This window comes from Peptacetobacter sp. AB845, assembly GCF_047528295.1.
Taxonomy (GTDB): domain Bacteria; phylum Bacillota; class Clostridia; order Peptostreptococcales; family Peptostreptococcaceae; genus Peptacetobacter.
On sequence record NZ_CP180001.1, the window covers coordinates 1,600,877 to 1,616,566 of the forward strand.

Below are 15,690 nucleotides of genomic sequence, written 5' to 3' on the forward strand. Positions count from 1 at the left end.
ATAATTATATTCTGAATGCAAGCAAGAAACATTAAAATTCAGAGGATAATAAAGAAGTTGTAAGTTGATTTTTGAAAAAAGTAAAAAATTCTTTTGAAAAAGTGTTGACCTTGGTCTTAGACCATAGTTTAAACTCTTCTTTGGTGAAAGGAAGGTGTTTAAATTATGAATAAAGACTTAACAATAGATAAAAAAAGAATTAATAGACAGTTTATGCATTATGTAATTCCATCAATGATAGCAATGCTATTTAGTGGATTTTATTCAATAGTCGATGGATTATTTGTAGGAAACAGTATAGGAAACGTGGGGCTTGCTGCGATAAACCTAGTTTATCCAATACAGGTTGTACTTAATGCAACGGCTACAGGTGTTGGTATAGGAGGATCTGTTCTTGTTTCTATATACAGAGGAGAAGGTAAGGACAGAGATATGGAGCACAGTGCCATGCAGACAATAATACTTCTTCTAATATTTGGAGCAATACTTCCTGTTTTCTTCTTAGGTACAAAAGGAATCATACTTAATTTCTTAGGAGCAGAAGGTGCAATATATAAGGGAGCGGACGATTATATAACAACTATATTAATAGGTGGGATGCTTCCTGTTTTAGGAAACGGATTAAATCCAATAGTTAGAAATCAGGGTAAACCAATTATAGCTACTCAGAACATGGTAGCAGGTCTTGTTACTAATATCGTGCTTGACTATGTATTTATATACAAAATGAATTTAGGGATGTTTGGTGCGGCATTAGCTACAATAACTGCACAGGGTGTAGTTGCTACAATGAACGTTATATATGTTATAAAATTAAATCATAAAAACTTCAAGCTAGACTACATACTACCAAACATAGCTAAGATTAAAAAGATAATGAAAATAGCAATATCTCCATTTGGACAGACAATAGTTCCTTCAATAATAATAATACTTACAAACTGGAAATGTATCGAATACGGTGGAGATGGAGCAGTTGCAATATATTCAGTAATAAGTTATGTACTTGCATGTGCACAGCTTTTAATACAGGGAATAGGCGATGGTGTTCAGCCATTATTCAGCTACTACTTTGGAGCAAATAAAGAAAGAGAATTACACTATGTGTACAATAAAGCATTTTTCTTATGCTCAGTGTTCTCTGTATTTTTAATGGTTCTTACAATGGTATTCAGCGTACAGTTAGCTAAATACTTCAACATATCACCAGAACTTATGAATGAAACAGCACTAGCATTAAAAACAACAGCATTTGCTTATGCATTCTTTGGAGTGACAAGAGTAACAAGTGCTTACTTCTATGCAACTAATCATACGAAATTTAGTAACTTATTAATATACATAGAGCCAATAGTTATAGCACCTGCTATGCTTTGGATATTCACAGAATTATTCGGATTATCTGGTGTATGGATGGCATACCCAGCAATACAGGTAATACTATCAAGCATAAGCTTAGTATTAAAAAGTCCAAACATGGAACACAAAAAAGAACTTAAAGTAGCAACAGTATAATATAGATATCTAAAAAGGTGTTGTTGCAAGAATGTTTTTAAATATTCTGTTACGGCACCTTTTTATTGTATCTATTTTTTTAATGAAGAAGGGGCTATCACATCTAATGTTAATGTGATAGCCCCTTTTCTGTGAGTTGTGTATAAAGTAAATTTAAGTTAAAAAAACTTGCGATTTTTTATTCAGCTATAACGCCAGCTCTTCTTTCAAGATCAGCTTTTGTTACAACTTTATAATTTTTGAATATTTTAGCACCTACAAATCCTGCTATAGAACCACCGATTGCTGCTATAACAAGAGCCATTACAACTTTCATAGGATCGTTGAATGCGAATGGAGCTAATAATCCAGGTATTGGAGAAGCTGTACCAGGTGCGTTATTTATTATACCTAATGCTGCTGCACCCATTCCTGCGAAACCTCCACCAAAGAAGTTAGAGCAGAATATTGGTATTGGGTTTGAAGTAACAAGTGGTGCCTGAGTAAGAGGTTCAAGCATAACTGCGATTACGTTACTCTTATCTCCTAATTTTAATCCATGGAATATAAATCCGTTAGTGAATGATCCACCGAAGCAAGCTATTGCTGCGATACCCATTGCTAAACCTTTAAGTCCAAGCATAGCAGTTAAAGCCATTGAACTTAGAGGAGATGTACATATCATTTTCATTATTCCACCTAAAAGGAATCCCATTACAAGTGGTGACTGTTCTGCTGCTGCAGATATTGTTCCACCTATCTGTACTAGAGTAGCATCTACTAATGGAGTTGCACCTAATGCTATAAATCTAGCTAAAGGAGCTATTAGTAAAGTACCAACTATTAAGTTTAATCCTTCTGGTAATTTCTTTTCTATTATCGGTATTATGAAACCAACTATATAACCTGCTATAAATCCAGGAAGTATACCACAACCGCCACAAGCAACACCGGCAACGATTGCAAGAACTGGGTTAGCACCCATTGCTATAGGAACAGCGATTGCAGAAGCAACTCCACCCATTCCTCCTGAAATACTACCAACATCAGCTAGGAAGCTAATTCCAAATAAATCCCCAGAGATGTATTTGTGTATTGCTTCTACTAGGAAAGTAGCAACTGCTGCATCGGCCATACCACCCATAGCTACAGATCCTTTTGGCATCTTGAAGCTAAAGAATGAGAACCCAGCAAGTACAAGTAATAATAGACCAAGTCCAGATAAAATTGTCATCATAAGCTTTCACCTCATAATATTAATAGATTGTATTTATAAGAAAGGGTTTTCTTATCGTTAAAATCAATATAATATATGAGTTTTAAAAAGTTTCAAGAAGTTACAGAAAAGATGAAAAAAAATTAACAAAAAAATTCAAAAAATTTAAAAATTAATAAAAAAAATTATTTTGTGAGATAAAAAAATTATATAGCACTTTAAAAAATAATTTTTAAAGTAAAAAAACAAAATAAAATTTTATGGTAAACATTTTCAAAACTAATAAAATTAAATTACAGCAAAAAAATAAGATTGAAATGATATTAAACTTGTTAATATTTTTAACAAGTAATTATAAAAAAGGAGCCTTAAATTGGATAAAAAATCTTAATTTTAGGAATGGAAATAAAAAATTTCTTGAAAAAATTATAAAAATATTAAGAAGTTTATAGTTATTAGCAATATATACTAAAAATTGGCATGAAAAAAGGCATGATTTTTGCTTGAAGAGAATCATGCCTTATAATCCATATATTTTTTTGAAAAACTTAATTTTGTACATAAAGGACTAGAGAATTTAAAAAGTTTCTTATTTTTACATTGCCATGTTTAGAACTTTTGCCTCTTATATAGTCCATTTCTTTTCTTACCTGTTCAAAGTTATAAAGGTTTGTAGCAAATTCAAGGAATATATCATTTGAATAATCTTCAATTCCTAAGTTTGCTAAATTTATCATACCAGTATTTGCAGCACGTCTAATTCTTTGCTCCATAGACTTAGGGTTATCTGTAAACTTAGAACAAAGTTCATTTAAAGTAACATTTTCTATATTCCGATTTTTTTCTATTATATATTCTATTAAAGTTATAATATCCTTGCTTCCTATTTCACCGATTATACCTAACTTTTGTAGTACAGTTTTTAATTTTGGAAGCCAAGTTTTTTCTGCAGGAACAGAAGTATCCTTGCTACCTAAACTATTGTTGAACAGATTCTGAACTTTTGCTACAGTTCTTTTAAGATTTAAAGAATCAGTTACCTTTTTTAGAACTGACTCAACTTCGATACTGTTAATAGGCTTTTGAATATAGAATTCAATACCGTTTTCATAAGCCTCAGAAATCATATCCTTTGAAGAAACTTGAGAAATCATTACAAATGTAAGTGAAGGGTTTATTTCAGAAGCTTTTTTTATAAATGTAATTCCGTCCATGTTAGGCATCAATAAATCTACAATCACGATATCAACGCTACTAACACTTAAATCCTCTATTGCATCGTCGGGATTTCCGTAAGAACCGACAACTTCACCAATTCCTCTTTCTTCTATAATTAACTTTAATATTTTTCTTATATTCCTATCATCATCAACTAAATAAAATTTCATTCTTTTAAATCACCTTCAATTCATTTTTTGGAATGTCTATCACAAAGGAAGTGTTTCCAGGTTCAGATGTAACACTTATATTTCCATTAAACTGATTTTCTACTATATCTTTAACTAAATTAAGCCCTAAACCTCTGTTTATTTCTCCAGTTTCAAAATTTATCTTTGTAGAAAAGCCTGGTTCAAATATTTCTAAAATATCTTCATAATCTATACCAGGTCCGTTATCTCTAATCAAAATAGAGTAATAATCTTTACAAGAAGAGTCATCCTGCTTAGATTTTAATTCTACTTTAAAATCTATTACAATCGTATCATCTGCAGCTGCTTCAATAGAGTTAGTAAATAAGTTTCTAAATATAGACATAAAGAAATACTCTTTATCTGTGTATAAATTTCTATCAAAACTATTATTAAAAATAACTGTTTTACCGTTTTCAGTGGCCTCATCAGAGGCTGATGTTTCTAAAAGATTTACTATATCAGATATATACATACCGTTATTTTCAAGATTTAAATCCATAGCCTCGGAAATTCCTCTAAGTATTAGGATATATTCCTTCTTTATTTCGTGTATATCCTTAGCAACATTAAGGGCAGCCTTTGAAATTTCTTCATCTACTCCCTGTTTTTTCATATCATTAAATAATTTATAAGAAGAATTCATTGTTTCCTCGATTAAAGATGTATTCTTCTTCATCCAAATAACTTCGCCATTTAACTTTGATATAAGCAACATAAGTTTTTTATATCTAGTTGCATGTTCCTCTCTCATAAAAGTAAGATGATACTTTTTAAGGAAAGTAATTAATGCCCAAATTATAAAAGATCTAGATATTGCAACAAATATTATGCAAAGTTGAGTTTTAATTTCAAATGTATCTAAGCTAAATCTAAGTATAAGTTCTACTAGATTTGCTAAATAGTCCATTATTATAAACCAAATTATGTCGGAATCGTTTTCTAAAACTCCGCTTTTTTTTCTTGAATATATATAAATAAGAAATCCATAAGCGATGTAGAAAAACGACTCTGGAAGACAGTTTATTGCAGCTTGTTCTTGGAATCCCTGTTGAAGCCAGATTGCTCCAAATCTAGTTATAAAAACTCCTAATGATGAGAAGATACTTACCGATAAAATCGGAAAATCTTCAATTAAAAATAAGAACACAGGGAAGGTTATTATACCTATTGATATTTTGAAATTATTTAAAAATAAATTCATATTAAACTGTGCAGCTAATACTGTTATTAATCCAAAGAGAATTGTAGTTTCAAAAAAATTTTTCCTACTAAATGTTTTATATTTCATCTTTTTCCCTCATCTTTAATTATTCCAAAATATATTTTACCATGTAAACACTATTATTGAAAGTTTCTATAACAATAAAATTTAAAATATATTTTAACTATAATTATTATATATGGCATAAAAAAAGAATGAACATATAAAGCAATTAATATGGTAAGATAATATTGTGAGAAGGGAAGTGATTTAAGTATGAAAAATAATGTTGATAAAAATTATTTTAAAGATTTAAATAGAAAAGATTATATAGAAAAGGCATATGAAATAATAAGAAAAGAAGGTATAAAGGCTATTTCCATAAGAAGAATTGCTAGAGAAATGGGATGTAGCTCTACTTGTTTATATAGATATTTTAAAAATTTAGATGAGTTGCTTTTTTATGCACAGATGGGATTTTTAAATTGTTACCTAGAAGATTTAGAAAAATCTGAGAAAAAATGGAAAACTGTATGGGATCAGCACCTAGGTGTTTGGGAATGTTATACAAGAGCTGCATTTAGATACCCAGAAGCTTTTGATATGATATTTTTACATGAAAATAGTAAGAAATTAGATACAGCAGTTGTAGAGTATTATAATATGTTTCCAGAAAATTTAAGTGGATTTAAGGATCATTTAAAGAAGATGCTTGAAACTCCTGGTTTTTATGATAGAGACTTTGAAATGTGTATGCAATGTGTAAATGAGGGGCAAATAAGCTTGGAAAATGCAAAAAAGATGAATCACATGGTATGTACTCTTTATATGGGATATTTAAAGGATATTTTAAATAATGGGATTGAAGAAAGTCAGATAGAGAATAGGGTTAAAAATTTTGTTAGAGAAGTTAGAGATATAGCTAATTTTTATGCAGATAAATTTGAATATACAGGAGACTTTATTTAATAAATATTTTATGTTATTATGAAATTGGGTATAGAGCTGATTGGAGGAATAACAATGTTTGAAAAAGAAAAATGTATAATAGTAACTAATAATGATAGAGTTGCAGAGAAATATAAGGATGTTATGAAGATAGAGTTGTTAGATTCATATGAGGATGTTCTTATAAAGGCTAGAGACTTAGTTTATGATAGACATAGACTTTTAACTCATCCACAAGCTGGCAGCTTAAAACCAAATCAGACTCCATATAGATCTATAATTGTATATCCAGCAGATAATAATAGCAATCTGGATGATGTTATGATGATAGAAAAAGCTATTGAGACATTTAATAAATTTAAAGAAATAAAAGAAACTCCAAAATATGAAGAAAAGATAGCTAATGATTATAAAACTATTGATTTATCTATGATAGATAATGTAATGCCCAAAATACAGTAATATAATATAAAAGTAAATCTAGTAAAAATAAATAAAATAAAAATATACTATTGTAAATTAAATTGCAATAGTATATTTTTTTGCTTTAATTAACAAAAATAAAATATATAAAAAACCATTTATATATTCGTTTAAATGAAAAAAGACAAGAATTCTATATTCTAATAAATAATTTTTTTAGAATATAGAAAAAAATAAGTAGAAAATAAAATTTGGATATAAGAAGAGTAAAAATTTTATTTATAAAAATAATTCTGAAAATTTAATGATAAAATATAGACAAACATTTTCCTATATGGTAATATTTAGGTATAGAAAAAATCTATACCCAAACAAAAGACAAAACAAATAAAACTTGTCTAAGGTTGGTTTTTAATAAAAATTATAAACCAATCATTTTTTAAAACTTTATGTTATCACGGTAACAGAATTAAAGGAGGTAGCTACATGAAACTAGAATTAGGCAAAATACGTATCGATGACATTCAGTTCGGTGAAGAAATTTGTGTAAAAAATCACACACTTTTCATTAATAAGCAGGAAATTATCGACCTTGTCTTAGAAGACGATAAGATAAAAGAATGTAAAATCGAACTAGCTAAACCAGGAGAATCTACAAGAATAACTCCTGTAAAAGACGTAATCGAACCTAGAGTTAAAGTAAGTGGTGGAGGAGAAATTTTCCCAGGTGTTATAGGAAAAGTTAATCCAACAGTTGGAAATGGTAGAACTCATGCACTTGATGGTGCTTGTGTTATAACAGTAGGTAAGATAGTTGGTTTCCAGGAAGGTGTAATAGACATGAGTGGACCAGCTGCAGACTATTGCCCATTCTCTAAAACTAACAATATATGTGTAGTAGTTGAACCACAAGAAGGTTTAGAAACTCATGTATATGAAAGAGCAGCTAGATTAGCTGGACTTAAAGTAGCTGCACATATAGGAAAAGCAGGAAAAGATATAGAACCAGATAGTATAGAAACTTTTGAAACAAAACCTTTATTTGAACAGGCTGCAGAATATCCAGATTTACCAAAGATAGGATATGTACACATGCTTCAGTCACAGGGATTACTTCATGATACATATTACTATGGAGTAGATGCTAAACAGATAGTTCCAACATTTATGTATCCAGAAGAAATAATGGATGGAGCTATAGTATCTGGAAACTGTGTTGCACCTTGTGATAAGGTTACAACATATCATCATTTCCACAATCCGGTAATAGAAGATTTATTTAAACGCCACGGAAAAGAATTAAACTTCATGGGTGTTATATTAACAAATGAAAATGTATTCTTAGCAGATAAAGAAAGACATTCAGATATGGTTGCTAAATTAGCAGATTGGATGGGACTTGATGGATTATTAATAACTGAAGAAGGTTATGGTAACCCTGATACAGACTTAATGATGAACTGCAGAAAAGTAGCAAACAAAGGTATAAAAGTAGCAATAATAACAGATGAATTCCCAGGAAAAGACGGAAAATCTCAGTCATTAGCAGATACTTGTAAAGAAGCAGATGCGATGGTATCTTGCGGACAGGGTAATGCAGTACTTCACTTCCCAGCAATGGATAGAATAATAGGAATGACTGACTACATAGAAAATCAGATAGGTGGATGGTCTGGATGTATGAATGAAGACGGAAGCTTTGATGCAGAACTTCAGATAATAATAGCATCTACAATAGCAAATGGATTCAACAAACTTGCGGCAAAAGGATATTAATAATAGAAGAAATTAAACTTATTTTAAAGAAGATTATTTTTTAATAGTAATCGAGAAATGTTGAGATATTAAATTTACCGGAAAGGGGATATATCAAGATGGCAAAATATAAAATAGTTCATTATATAAATCAGTTCTTTGCCAATGTAGGTGGAGAAGATATGGCAGATTATAAGCCAGAGCTTAGAGAAGGAGCAATAGGACCAGGACTTAAATTAAATGATTTACTTGGAGATGATTATGAAATAGTTGGTACTATAATATGTGGTGATAACTATTTCGGTGAAAATCTTGATGAAGCAACTGGAATTGTTTTAGACATGGTTAAAAAATGTGAAGCTGATGCAGTAGTTGCAGGACCAGCATTCAATGCAGGTAGATACGGTGTTGCATGTGGTACAGCTTGTAAAGCAATAGAAGAAGAATTAAATATACCTACAGTTACAGGAATGTATGTAGAAAACCCTGGTGTAGATATGTTTAGAAAAGATTTATTAATAGTTGAAACTCCAAACTCAGCAGCAGGTATGAGAAAAGTTCTTCCTAAGATAGCTAATTTAGTTAAAAAAGTTGTTGAAGGTGAAGAAGTTTTAGGACCTAAAGAAGAAGGATATATAGAAAGAGGAATAAGAGTAAACTACTTCGCTGAAAAGAGAGGATCTGACAGAGCGATAGATATGCTACTTAAAAAGATAAATGGTGAAGAATATGTAACAGAATATGAAATGCCAGTATTCGATAGAGTAGACCCAGCGGAACCAGTTAAAGATATAAAAAATGCTACAATAGCAATAGTTACATCAGGTGGTGTAGTTCCAACAGGAAATCCAGACCACATAGAATCTTCAAATGCAACTAAATACGGTGAATATAGTATAGCAGGAATGGAATCTATGAGCAAAGACGATTTCACTACTATACATGGTGGATATGACAGACAGTTTGTTATGGAAAATCCTAACCTAGTTGTTCCTCTTGATGTTTTAAGAGAATTAGAAAAAGAGGGTGCATTCGGAAAATTATACGATTCATTCTTTACAACTACTGGTACTGGTACAGCAACAGGAAGTGCTGCTAAATTCGGTGATGAAATAGGTAAAAAACTTATAGCTGATGGTGTAGACGCTGTTATACTAGTTTCTACTTGAGGTACTTGTACTCGTTGCGGTGCAACAATGGTTAAAGGTATAGAAAAATACGGAATCCCAGTAGTACATATGGCTACAGTTGTTCCTATTTCATTAACAATAGGTGCAAATAGAATAATACCAGGTGTTGGTATACCATATCCTTTAGGAGATCCAACTCAGGGAGAAGTTGATTCTAAGAAAATAAGAATGAATATGGTTAAGAGAGCTCTTAAAGTTCTTCAGACTCCAGTTGATGGACAGACTGTATTCGAAACTGATGATTTTTAAATATACAATATAAGTAAATATATAATATAAAACTGAATAAAAGCTTGTGCAATAAAAGTAATTAAAATAATAGAAAGCTAAATAAGATTCAAAATTTGGCTCCTTACAAGTAAATTTGTAGGGAGCCAAAATAATAGCCAAAACATAAATTTATTATAGAATGGAAGTGTTTTATATGGGCAACGAAAAAGTAAACTGGAAACGAGTTTTAATACTTGCAGGAGCAGTTATTGCTTTTACTATAGGATCTGGATTTGCAACTGGACAAGAAATAATCCAATACTACACAGCATACGGAATGAAATCTATACTTGTAGTTTTAGTATTTGCAATAGCTTTCTTATACTATAATTTTAATTTTGCAAAAGCTGGAGCAGAACAAAAATTTGAAAAAGGTAATGATGTATATAAATATTTCTGTGGAAAATATGTAGGTACATTCTGTGATTACTATTCAACATTATTCTGCTACATGTCTTTCTTTGTTATGGTTGGTGGAGCAGCATCAACATTAAGTCAAGAGTATGGAATAGCTCCTTGGATAGGTGCTGTAATCCTTACAATTCTTGCAATCATAACAGTTGTAGGAGGATTAAACTCATTGGTTGATGCTATAGGTATAGTTGGACCAATAATAGTTATTCTTTGTATAGCAATTGGACTTATAACTTGTGTTAGAGATGGAGGAAATATTTCTGAAGGATTAGAAGTTATAAGAACACAAGCATTTGCAGGAATGACAGATGAACCAATTAAAAATGCTGGTGCAAACTGGTTAATATCAGGTCTTTCTTATGCAGGATTTGTATTATTGTGGTTTGCTAGTTTTACATCAGCACTTGGAGCTAAAAATAATAAAAAAGATCTTAACTATGGTATAATAGGCGGAACATTAGCAGTTTGTATAGCAATAGTACTTATTGCATTTGCTCAGATAGCAAATATAAATACAGGACTAGGCGATGGAAAAACATTTGTATGGAATGCAGATATACCTAACTTAATATTAGCAACTAGAATATGGAAGCCTTTCTCAGCAATATTTGCAATAGTTGTATTTGCTGGTATTTACACAACAGCAGTACCTCTATTATATAACCCAGTATCAAGATTTGCTGAAGAAGGTACACCTAGATTTAAAATATTAACAGTTGTTTTAGGTGTAGTAGGACTTTTAGTAGGATTATTCCTTCCTTTCCGTGTTTTAGTAAATGTGATTTATGTTTTAAATGGATATGTTGGTGCAGTATTGATATTATTCATGTTATGGCATAACTTCAAAGAATTAAAAGCTAGAAAAGAATCAAAATAGAAAATAACTATATCTTCAAAAGATAAAATTTTAACATAGTTTTCACTAAAAATAAGGGCTAACAGACCTCCTTAAGGCTAGAGAGTTTTCATAGCATTCAGTTAAGCCCTTATTTTTTATTGAATTGAATCTTAAAAACTATTAAATGAAAGAATTTATTGATATAATAAAAATATAGGATGTATTTAATATGATTTTATTTTATAAAGTTTATAATTAGAATAAATATAAAATCTAGTAAACATCCGAAGTTAAGGAAATAGTAGTTATATATGAGCTATTAGCATATTTAGCTGATAGAGAAGGAGGATTATTTTGAAAGAGATAGTAATAAAACTGACAAGAGATACTTTTGATTATAAGTTTAAACAGTATGAAGGAAAATTTTTCCATGCTACTATAGATGAAAACAGCGAGATAGTGAAGTATAAGGTGACTGCTGATGAGGCTGGGAAAGAGCTGAAAGAGTTTGGAAATACACATATAAAGGATGAAAACTTTTTATTTATTCCGCAGCTAGATATTTATATTGATTTAAAGAAGATGAAATAATTTGAATGGAGAAGTTAAATGATAAATGTAATGATGGTTTGCCATGGGAATATATGTCGTTCAACTATGGCAGAATTCGTTTTAAAGGACATGGTAGAAAAAGAAGGGTTGGCAGACAAATTCCACATAGAATCTTCAGCGACAAGCAGAGAAGAAATCGGAAACCCAGTACACCATGGAACAAGAAAAAAACTAGTAGAAGTTGTAATATCAACTGCTGGAAAATACGCAAGACAGATAACTAAAAAAGACTACAAAGAATTTGACTACATACTGATAATGGATGATATGAACAGAAGAAATTTAAAAAGAGTAGTTGGAGAGGATGTCGACAACAAAGTGTACAAACTACTTCATTTTGCAGGAAGCGAAAGGGATATAGCAGATCCTTGGTACACAGGAAACTTTGATGTTACTTACGACGATGTAATGGAAGGATGTAGTGCATTCCTAGAATACTGCAAAAGGAACAAACTGTAATAGTTTAAAATAATGAAGTAGCTATGAGTTTTACAAAATAAAAGGTGAATAATTATGAGTTCGATAAAATACGAAATAATAAATCTAATAGATAGACAAGATTTAAAAGAAGAGGCGGCGAATTGGTTTAGCTCTAAGTGGAGTGTTCCAAAAGAGGCCTATTTAGAAAGTATGGAAGAGTGTTTTAAAGGAGAAAATTCAGTTCCTCAGTGGTATGTTGCAATTGAAGAAGGAAGGATAATTGGTGGATTGGGAGTTATAGAAAATGACTTCCACAATAGAAAAGACCTTGCTCCAAATGTATGTGCTGTATTTGTTGAGGAAGATAAACGTTGCAATGGAATTGCAGGTGAATTATTAAATTATGTATGCGAAGATATGAAAAAAAGAGGGGTAGATACATTGTATCTTCTTACAGATCATGACTCATTTTATGAAAGATATGGATGGGAATACTTCTGTGAAGCTTATGGAGATGGAGAAGAAAAACCTTCTAGAATGTATATACATAGATTTGAAAAAAATAAATATAAAAGTAAATAATGAAAATAAGTAAAATTAGTAATAATATAAATAAAAACAATAAATAAACTATATAAAAAAGGTATATAGACTTATAATTATAATATAGTTAGAAACTTATAAAAGGGGTGTTAATATGAAAGTATTATTAATCAACGGTAGCCCACACGCAAATGGATGCACATACACTGCTCTTTGTGAAGTGGAAAAAGAACTAAACAAAAATGACATAGAAACAGAAATAATCCACGTTGGAAACAAGGACATAAGAGGATGTGTCGCTTGTGGGACTTGTAGACAGGTTGGAAGATGTGTGTTTGACGACATGGTAAATGAAGTAGCTCCTAAATTTGCCGAATGTGATGGAATAGTTGTTGGTTCTCCTGTATATTATGCATCTGCTAATGGGAATTTAATATCATTCTTAGATAGACTATTCTATAGTAGCAGTTGTGATAAGACTATGAAGGTAGGAGCAGCAGTAGTATCTGCAAGAAGAGGTGGATGTTCAGCTACATTTGATGAATTAAATAAATACTTTACAATAGCAGGAATGCCAGTAGTTTCAAGCCAGTATTGGAATAGCGTGCATGGAAATACACCAGAAGAAGTATTAAAAGATGAAGAAGGGCTTCAGGTTATGAGAACTTTAGGAAAAAATATGGCATTCTTAGTGAAAAGTATAGCTTTAGGTAAAGAAAAATATGGATTACCTGAAAAAGAAGCAAAAGTTGCTACTAATTTTATAAGATAAACAGTCAAAAAATTAATTAAGGGGTTGTCGCATTTAACGCTAGTTAATGTAACAGCCCCTTTTCTGTTCTATGCTTTCTATTTAATAAATTTATTATCCTATAAATACCAATACACAATTTCCATTATTTGCAGTTTCAATATAGAATTCTTTAAGAGTTTCAAAAGCAGCTTTTAAATCAGCTTTTATAAATTCTTCCTCATCTTCATACTCCCAAATATCTGGATATACATTGTTTTTAGCGAATTCTTTCATATCGAAGTTTTCAAGATATTCATCTATATCTATATCATTTAGAGCATCTGCAACATCGCATACACCGTCTGGAGCAACAAAAGCAAGGTATATATCAATCATATCATCAGGGAACTGACAACTACCAAAAATAGCATCAGTAACTAAACTCTTAAAAGTTAGGTTTTCACTTGTTTCACCTGTTATTAAGAAGTTTAGAGAATCCCACATTTTATCCATATTATATTGATTTAATTCCTCGTTGTTAGCTAAAGCGTCTAACTCTCTGTATAAATTTATCTCGACTTCAGACTCGATAGTTTCAACAATTCTATCAAGATCGTTAGTATTAATTTCTTGATAATTTGCACTTAATCCCATAATTTTATCCTCCTTAAGTATAAATTAATTTTTTTAGTATATCTTCGTTTTGGTTTTAACAATTCGAATAAATCAAATAAAGTTTTTTCTTTTTATAAAAAGTATCTTTTTTTAGTTTAATTTATTATGGTTCCTCTTCTTCTATTATATATCGTTTTCTAAATATAGTCATTATATTTTTAGAAAATTAAAAAAATATCAAGTATTACTTTTCTCATATTCATTGTAATAAAAAAATAGACCACAGTATCACTGAATTATCGATACAATAGTCCATTTTTTTGAGTTTTATCTATTCTATTTTTTTATAGCTTTATCGACTATTTCTTTGAATTTTGGATTATCTTTAACAAAGTCAAACTCATCATCATATTCAAGTGATTTTACAAGTGTTGTTTTATAAGAATCTATTAAAGAATTGAATCTAGATTTATCCTCATTACTTTTTGCAGCGCTAATATTACTATAAAGAGGAGATTTGTTAATTTCAAATATATCTTCATAAGCATTTATAAGTGCTGATAAAGATTCAATAAATCCATCTTCATTCTTTGTTTTAATATAAAATTGAAGTTTTCCTAAGTTTGCAGTGTATTCCCAAAGGTCTAAAGAATGGCAGAATTCAACAATTGCATCTGATATATACTCAGCTGTTTCCATATTCTTTTGCTCAAGCTCTATATCTAAAATAAGCAATAATAACGATACGACATCTGAATTCAATTTATATAATTTTTCCTGAGCTGCCTTTTTAGCTTCATCAAGATTTCCTTTGCTAAATTCTAATCTAGTCCTTACATCTGATTTATCTATCATAATCTTATCAGGAATATTTTCTAAAAGTGATTCAGCTTTATCGAAATTTTTTCTACCAATTTCTTTAAATATTAATTGTTGCCGAGCTATACCCTTAACATTTATATCAGAAGATTCAATAACTTTTAGATATAATTTCTCGATTTTAGATGAAGTTTCTTCTAATAATGACTCTCCATTGTCAAGACAGCCCAATTTGAAAATAGCTAACCCATCTAATGTCAAAGCTATATTTAAAATTAGCTTATGACAGTTTGGATACTCTGAAATAATTTCATAAGCTCTTTCTAAAGTTTCATCTAAAGAATGTGCAAAACTGAAATCGTATAAATCTTTTATAATCTTTTCTATTTCTTCATCGCTTAAATCAGATTTAAATGATAAAAGAGTGTTTATATCTGTTTTTAAAATTTTTGCCAAGTTAGGAAGTATAGTTATATCTGGATAAGAGGATCCACTTTCCCATTTACTTACCGCTGGAGTCGATACACCTAGTTGATTAGCAAGCTGTTCTTGAGTTAAGGATAATTCTTTTCTTTTTTCCTTTATTATTATATTTATATTCATAAAATCACCTCTTTTGCTACTTGTTAAGATTATAATATCAAAGTGATATATATAGCACAATGGAGAGATTTTCAAGAATTGGTCAAAAAATTTAACTAATAGTTAATTTTAAAAAAAGAAATATATTTTATTTATATAAATTTGAATTTTCAAAATTATTATGTTATTATTGAATAGTGAAGAT

The 15,690-nt window shown here is 30.1% G+C and carries 15 protein-coding genes; 10 read left to right on the forward strand and 5 right to left on the reverse strand.

What is annotated here, in order from left to right; all coding sequences use genetic code 11:
• The first annotated feature begins 165 nt into the window (after positions 1–165).
• Positions 166–1,515, forward strand: coding sequence for an MATE family efflux transporter (locus tag ACK2WO_RS07585; protein ID WP_178412753.1), 1,350 nt, complete (start codon positions 166–168; stop codon positions 1,513–1,515).
• Positions 1,516–1,693: 178 nt separating this feature from the next.
• On the opposite strand, the gene ACK2WO_RS07590 is transcribed toward ACK2WO_RS07585, so the two are convergent.
• The 3 genes from ACK2WO_RS07590 to ACK2WO_RS07600 form a co-directional block, all read right to left on the reverse strand.
• The gene (locus tag ACK2WO_RS07590) at positions 1,694–2,731 is read right to left on the reverse strand and encodes a PTS sugar transporter subunit IIC (protein WP_178412752.1); all 1,038 of its coding nucleotides are present in this window, start codon (positions 2,729–2,731) and stop codon (positions 1,694–1,696) included.
• A gap of 527 nt (positions 2,732–3,258) precedes the next feature.
• Entirely contained in the window at positions 3,259–4,098 is an 840-nt protein-coding gene (locus tag ACK2WO_RS07595; RefSeq protein ID WP_414697300.1) for a response regulator, read from the reverse strand.
• A 4-nt stretch (positions 4,099–4,102) separates the two neighbouring features.
• A complete protein-coding gene (locus ACK2WO_RS07600) occupies positions 4,103–5,410 on the reverse strand; it encodes an ATP-binding protein (RefSeq protein ID WP_414697301.1) in 1,308 nt (435 codons plus the stop codon).
• 189 nt (positions 5,411–5,599) lie between these two features.
• Here ACK2WO_RS07600 and ACK2WO_RS07605 point away from each other — a divergent pair, with 189 nt between their 5' ends.
• The 9 genes from ACK2WO_RS07605 to ACK2WO_RS07645 all read left to right on the forward strand — a co-directional run bounded on the left by ACK2WO_RS07605 (position 5,600) and on the right by ACK2WO_RS07645 (position 13,508).
• Positions 5,600–6,292, forward strand: coding sequence for a TetR/AcrR family transcriptional regulator (locus ACK2WO_RS07605; RefSeq protein WP_414697302.1), 693 nt, complete (start codon positions 5,600–5,602; stop codon positions 6,290–6,292).
• Between the two features lie 54 nt (positions 6,293–6,346).
• Positions 6,347–6,733 carry a GrdX family protein gene (locus ACK2WO_RS07610; protein ID WP_414697303.1) on the forward strand — a complete coding sequence of 129 codons (387 nt, stop codon included), beginning with the start codon at positions 6,347–6,349 and terminating at the stop codon, positions 6,731–6,733.
• Positions 6,734–7,180: 447 nt separating this feature from the next.
• On the forward strand, positions 7,181–8,470 hold the full coding sequence (grdG, locus tag ACK2WO_RS07615) for a sarcosine reductase complex component B subunit alpha (RefSeq protein WP_414697304.1): 1,290 nt from the start codon (positions 7,181–7,183) through the stop codon (positions 8,468–8,470).
• 98 nt (positions 8,471–8,568) lie between these two features.
• Positions 8,569–9,888, forward strand: coding sequence for a sarcosine reductase complex component B subunit beta (gene grdF, locus ACK2WO_RS07620; RefSeq protein ID WP_414697305.1), 1,320 nt, complete (start codon positions 8,569–8,571; stop codon positions 9,886–9,888).
• Between the two features lie 175 nt (positions 9,889–10,063).
• Complete coding sequence (locus tag ACK2WO_RS07625) at positions 10,064–11,200, forward strand: hypothetical protein (RefSeq protein ID WP_178411820.1); 1,137 nt, start codon at positions 10,064–10,066, stop codon at positions 11,198–11,200.
• A gap of 315 nt (positions 11,201–11,515) precedes the next feature.
• Positions 11,516–11,752, forward strand: a complete 237-nt coding sequence (locus ACK2WO_RS07630; protein ID WP_414697306.1) for a hypothetical protein — start codon at positions 11,516–11,518, stop codon at positions 11,750–11,752.
• 18 nt (positions 11,753–11,770) lie between these two features.
• The gene (locus ACK2WO_RS07635) at positions 11,771–12,232 is read left to right on the forward strand and encodes a low molecular weight protein-tyrosine-phosphatase (protein ID WP_414697307.1); all 462 of its coding nucleotides are present in this window, start codon (positions 11,771–11,773) and stop codon (positions 12,230–12,232) included.
• A 54-nt stretch (positions 12,233–12,286) separates the two neighbouring features.
• A complete protein-coding gene (locus tag ACK2WO_RS07640) occupies positions 12,287–12,775 on the forward strand; it encodes a GNAT family N-acetyltransferase (protein WP_414697308.1) in 489 nt (162 codons plus the stop codon).
• Positions 12,776–12,890: 115 nt separating this feature from the next.
• Positions 12,891–13,508 (forward strand): flavodoxin family protein, encoded by a 618-nt coding sequence (locus ACK2WO_RS07645; protein WP_414697309.1) that lies wholly within the window; start codon positions 12,891–12,893, stop codon positions 13,506–13,508.
• Between the two features lie 93 nt (positions 13,509–13,601).
• Here ACK2WO_RS07645 and ACK2WO_RS07650 read toward each other — a convergent pair whose 3' ends face one another.
• Complete coding sequence (locus tag ACK2WO_RS07650) at positions 13,602–14,123, reverse strand: YfbM family protein (RefSeq protein ID WP_414697310.1); 522 nt, start codon at positions 14,121–14,123, stop codon at positions 13,602–13,604.
• A 297-nt stretch (positions 14,124–14,420) separates the two neighbouring features.
• On the reverse strand, positions 14,421–15,506 hold the full coding sequence (locus tag ACK2WO_RS07655; protein WP_414697311.1) for a helix-turn-helix domain-containing protein: 1,086 nt from the start codon (positions 15,504–15,506) through the stop codon (positions 14,421–14,423).
• Between the last annotated feature and the right edge of the window lie 184 nt (positions 15,507–15,690).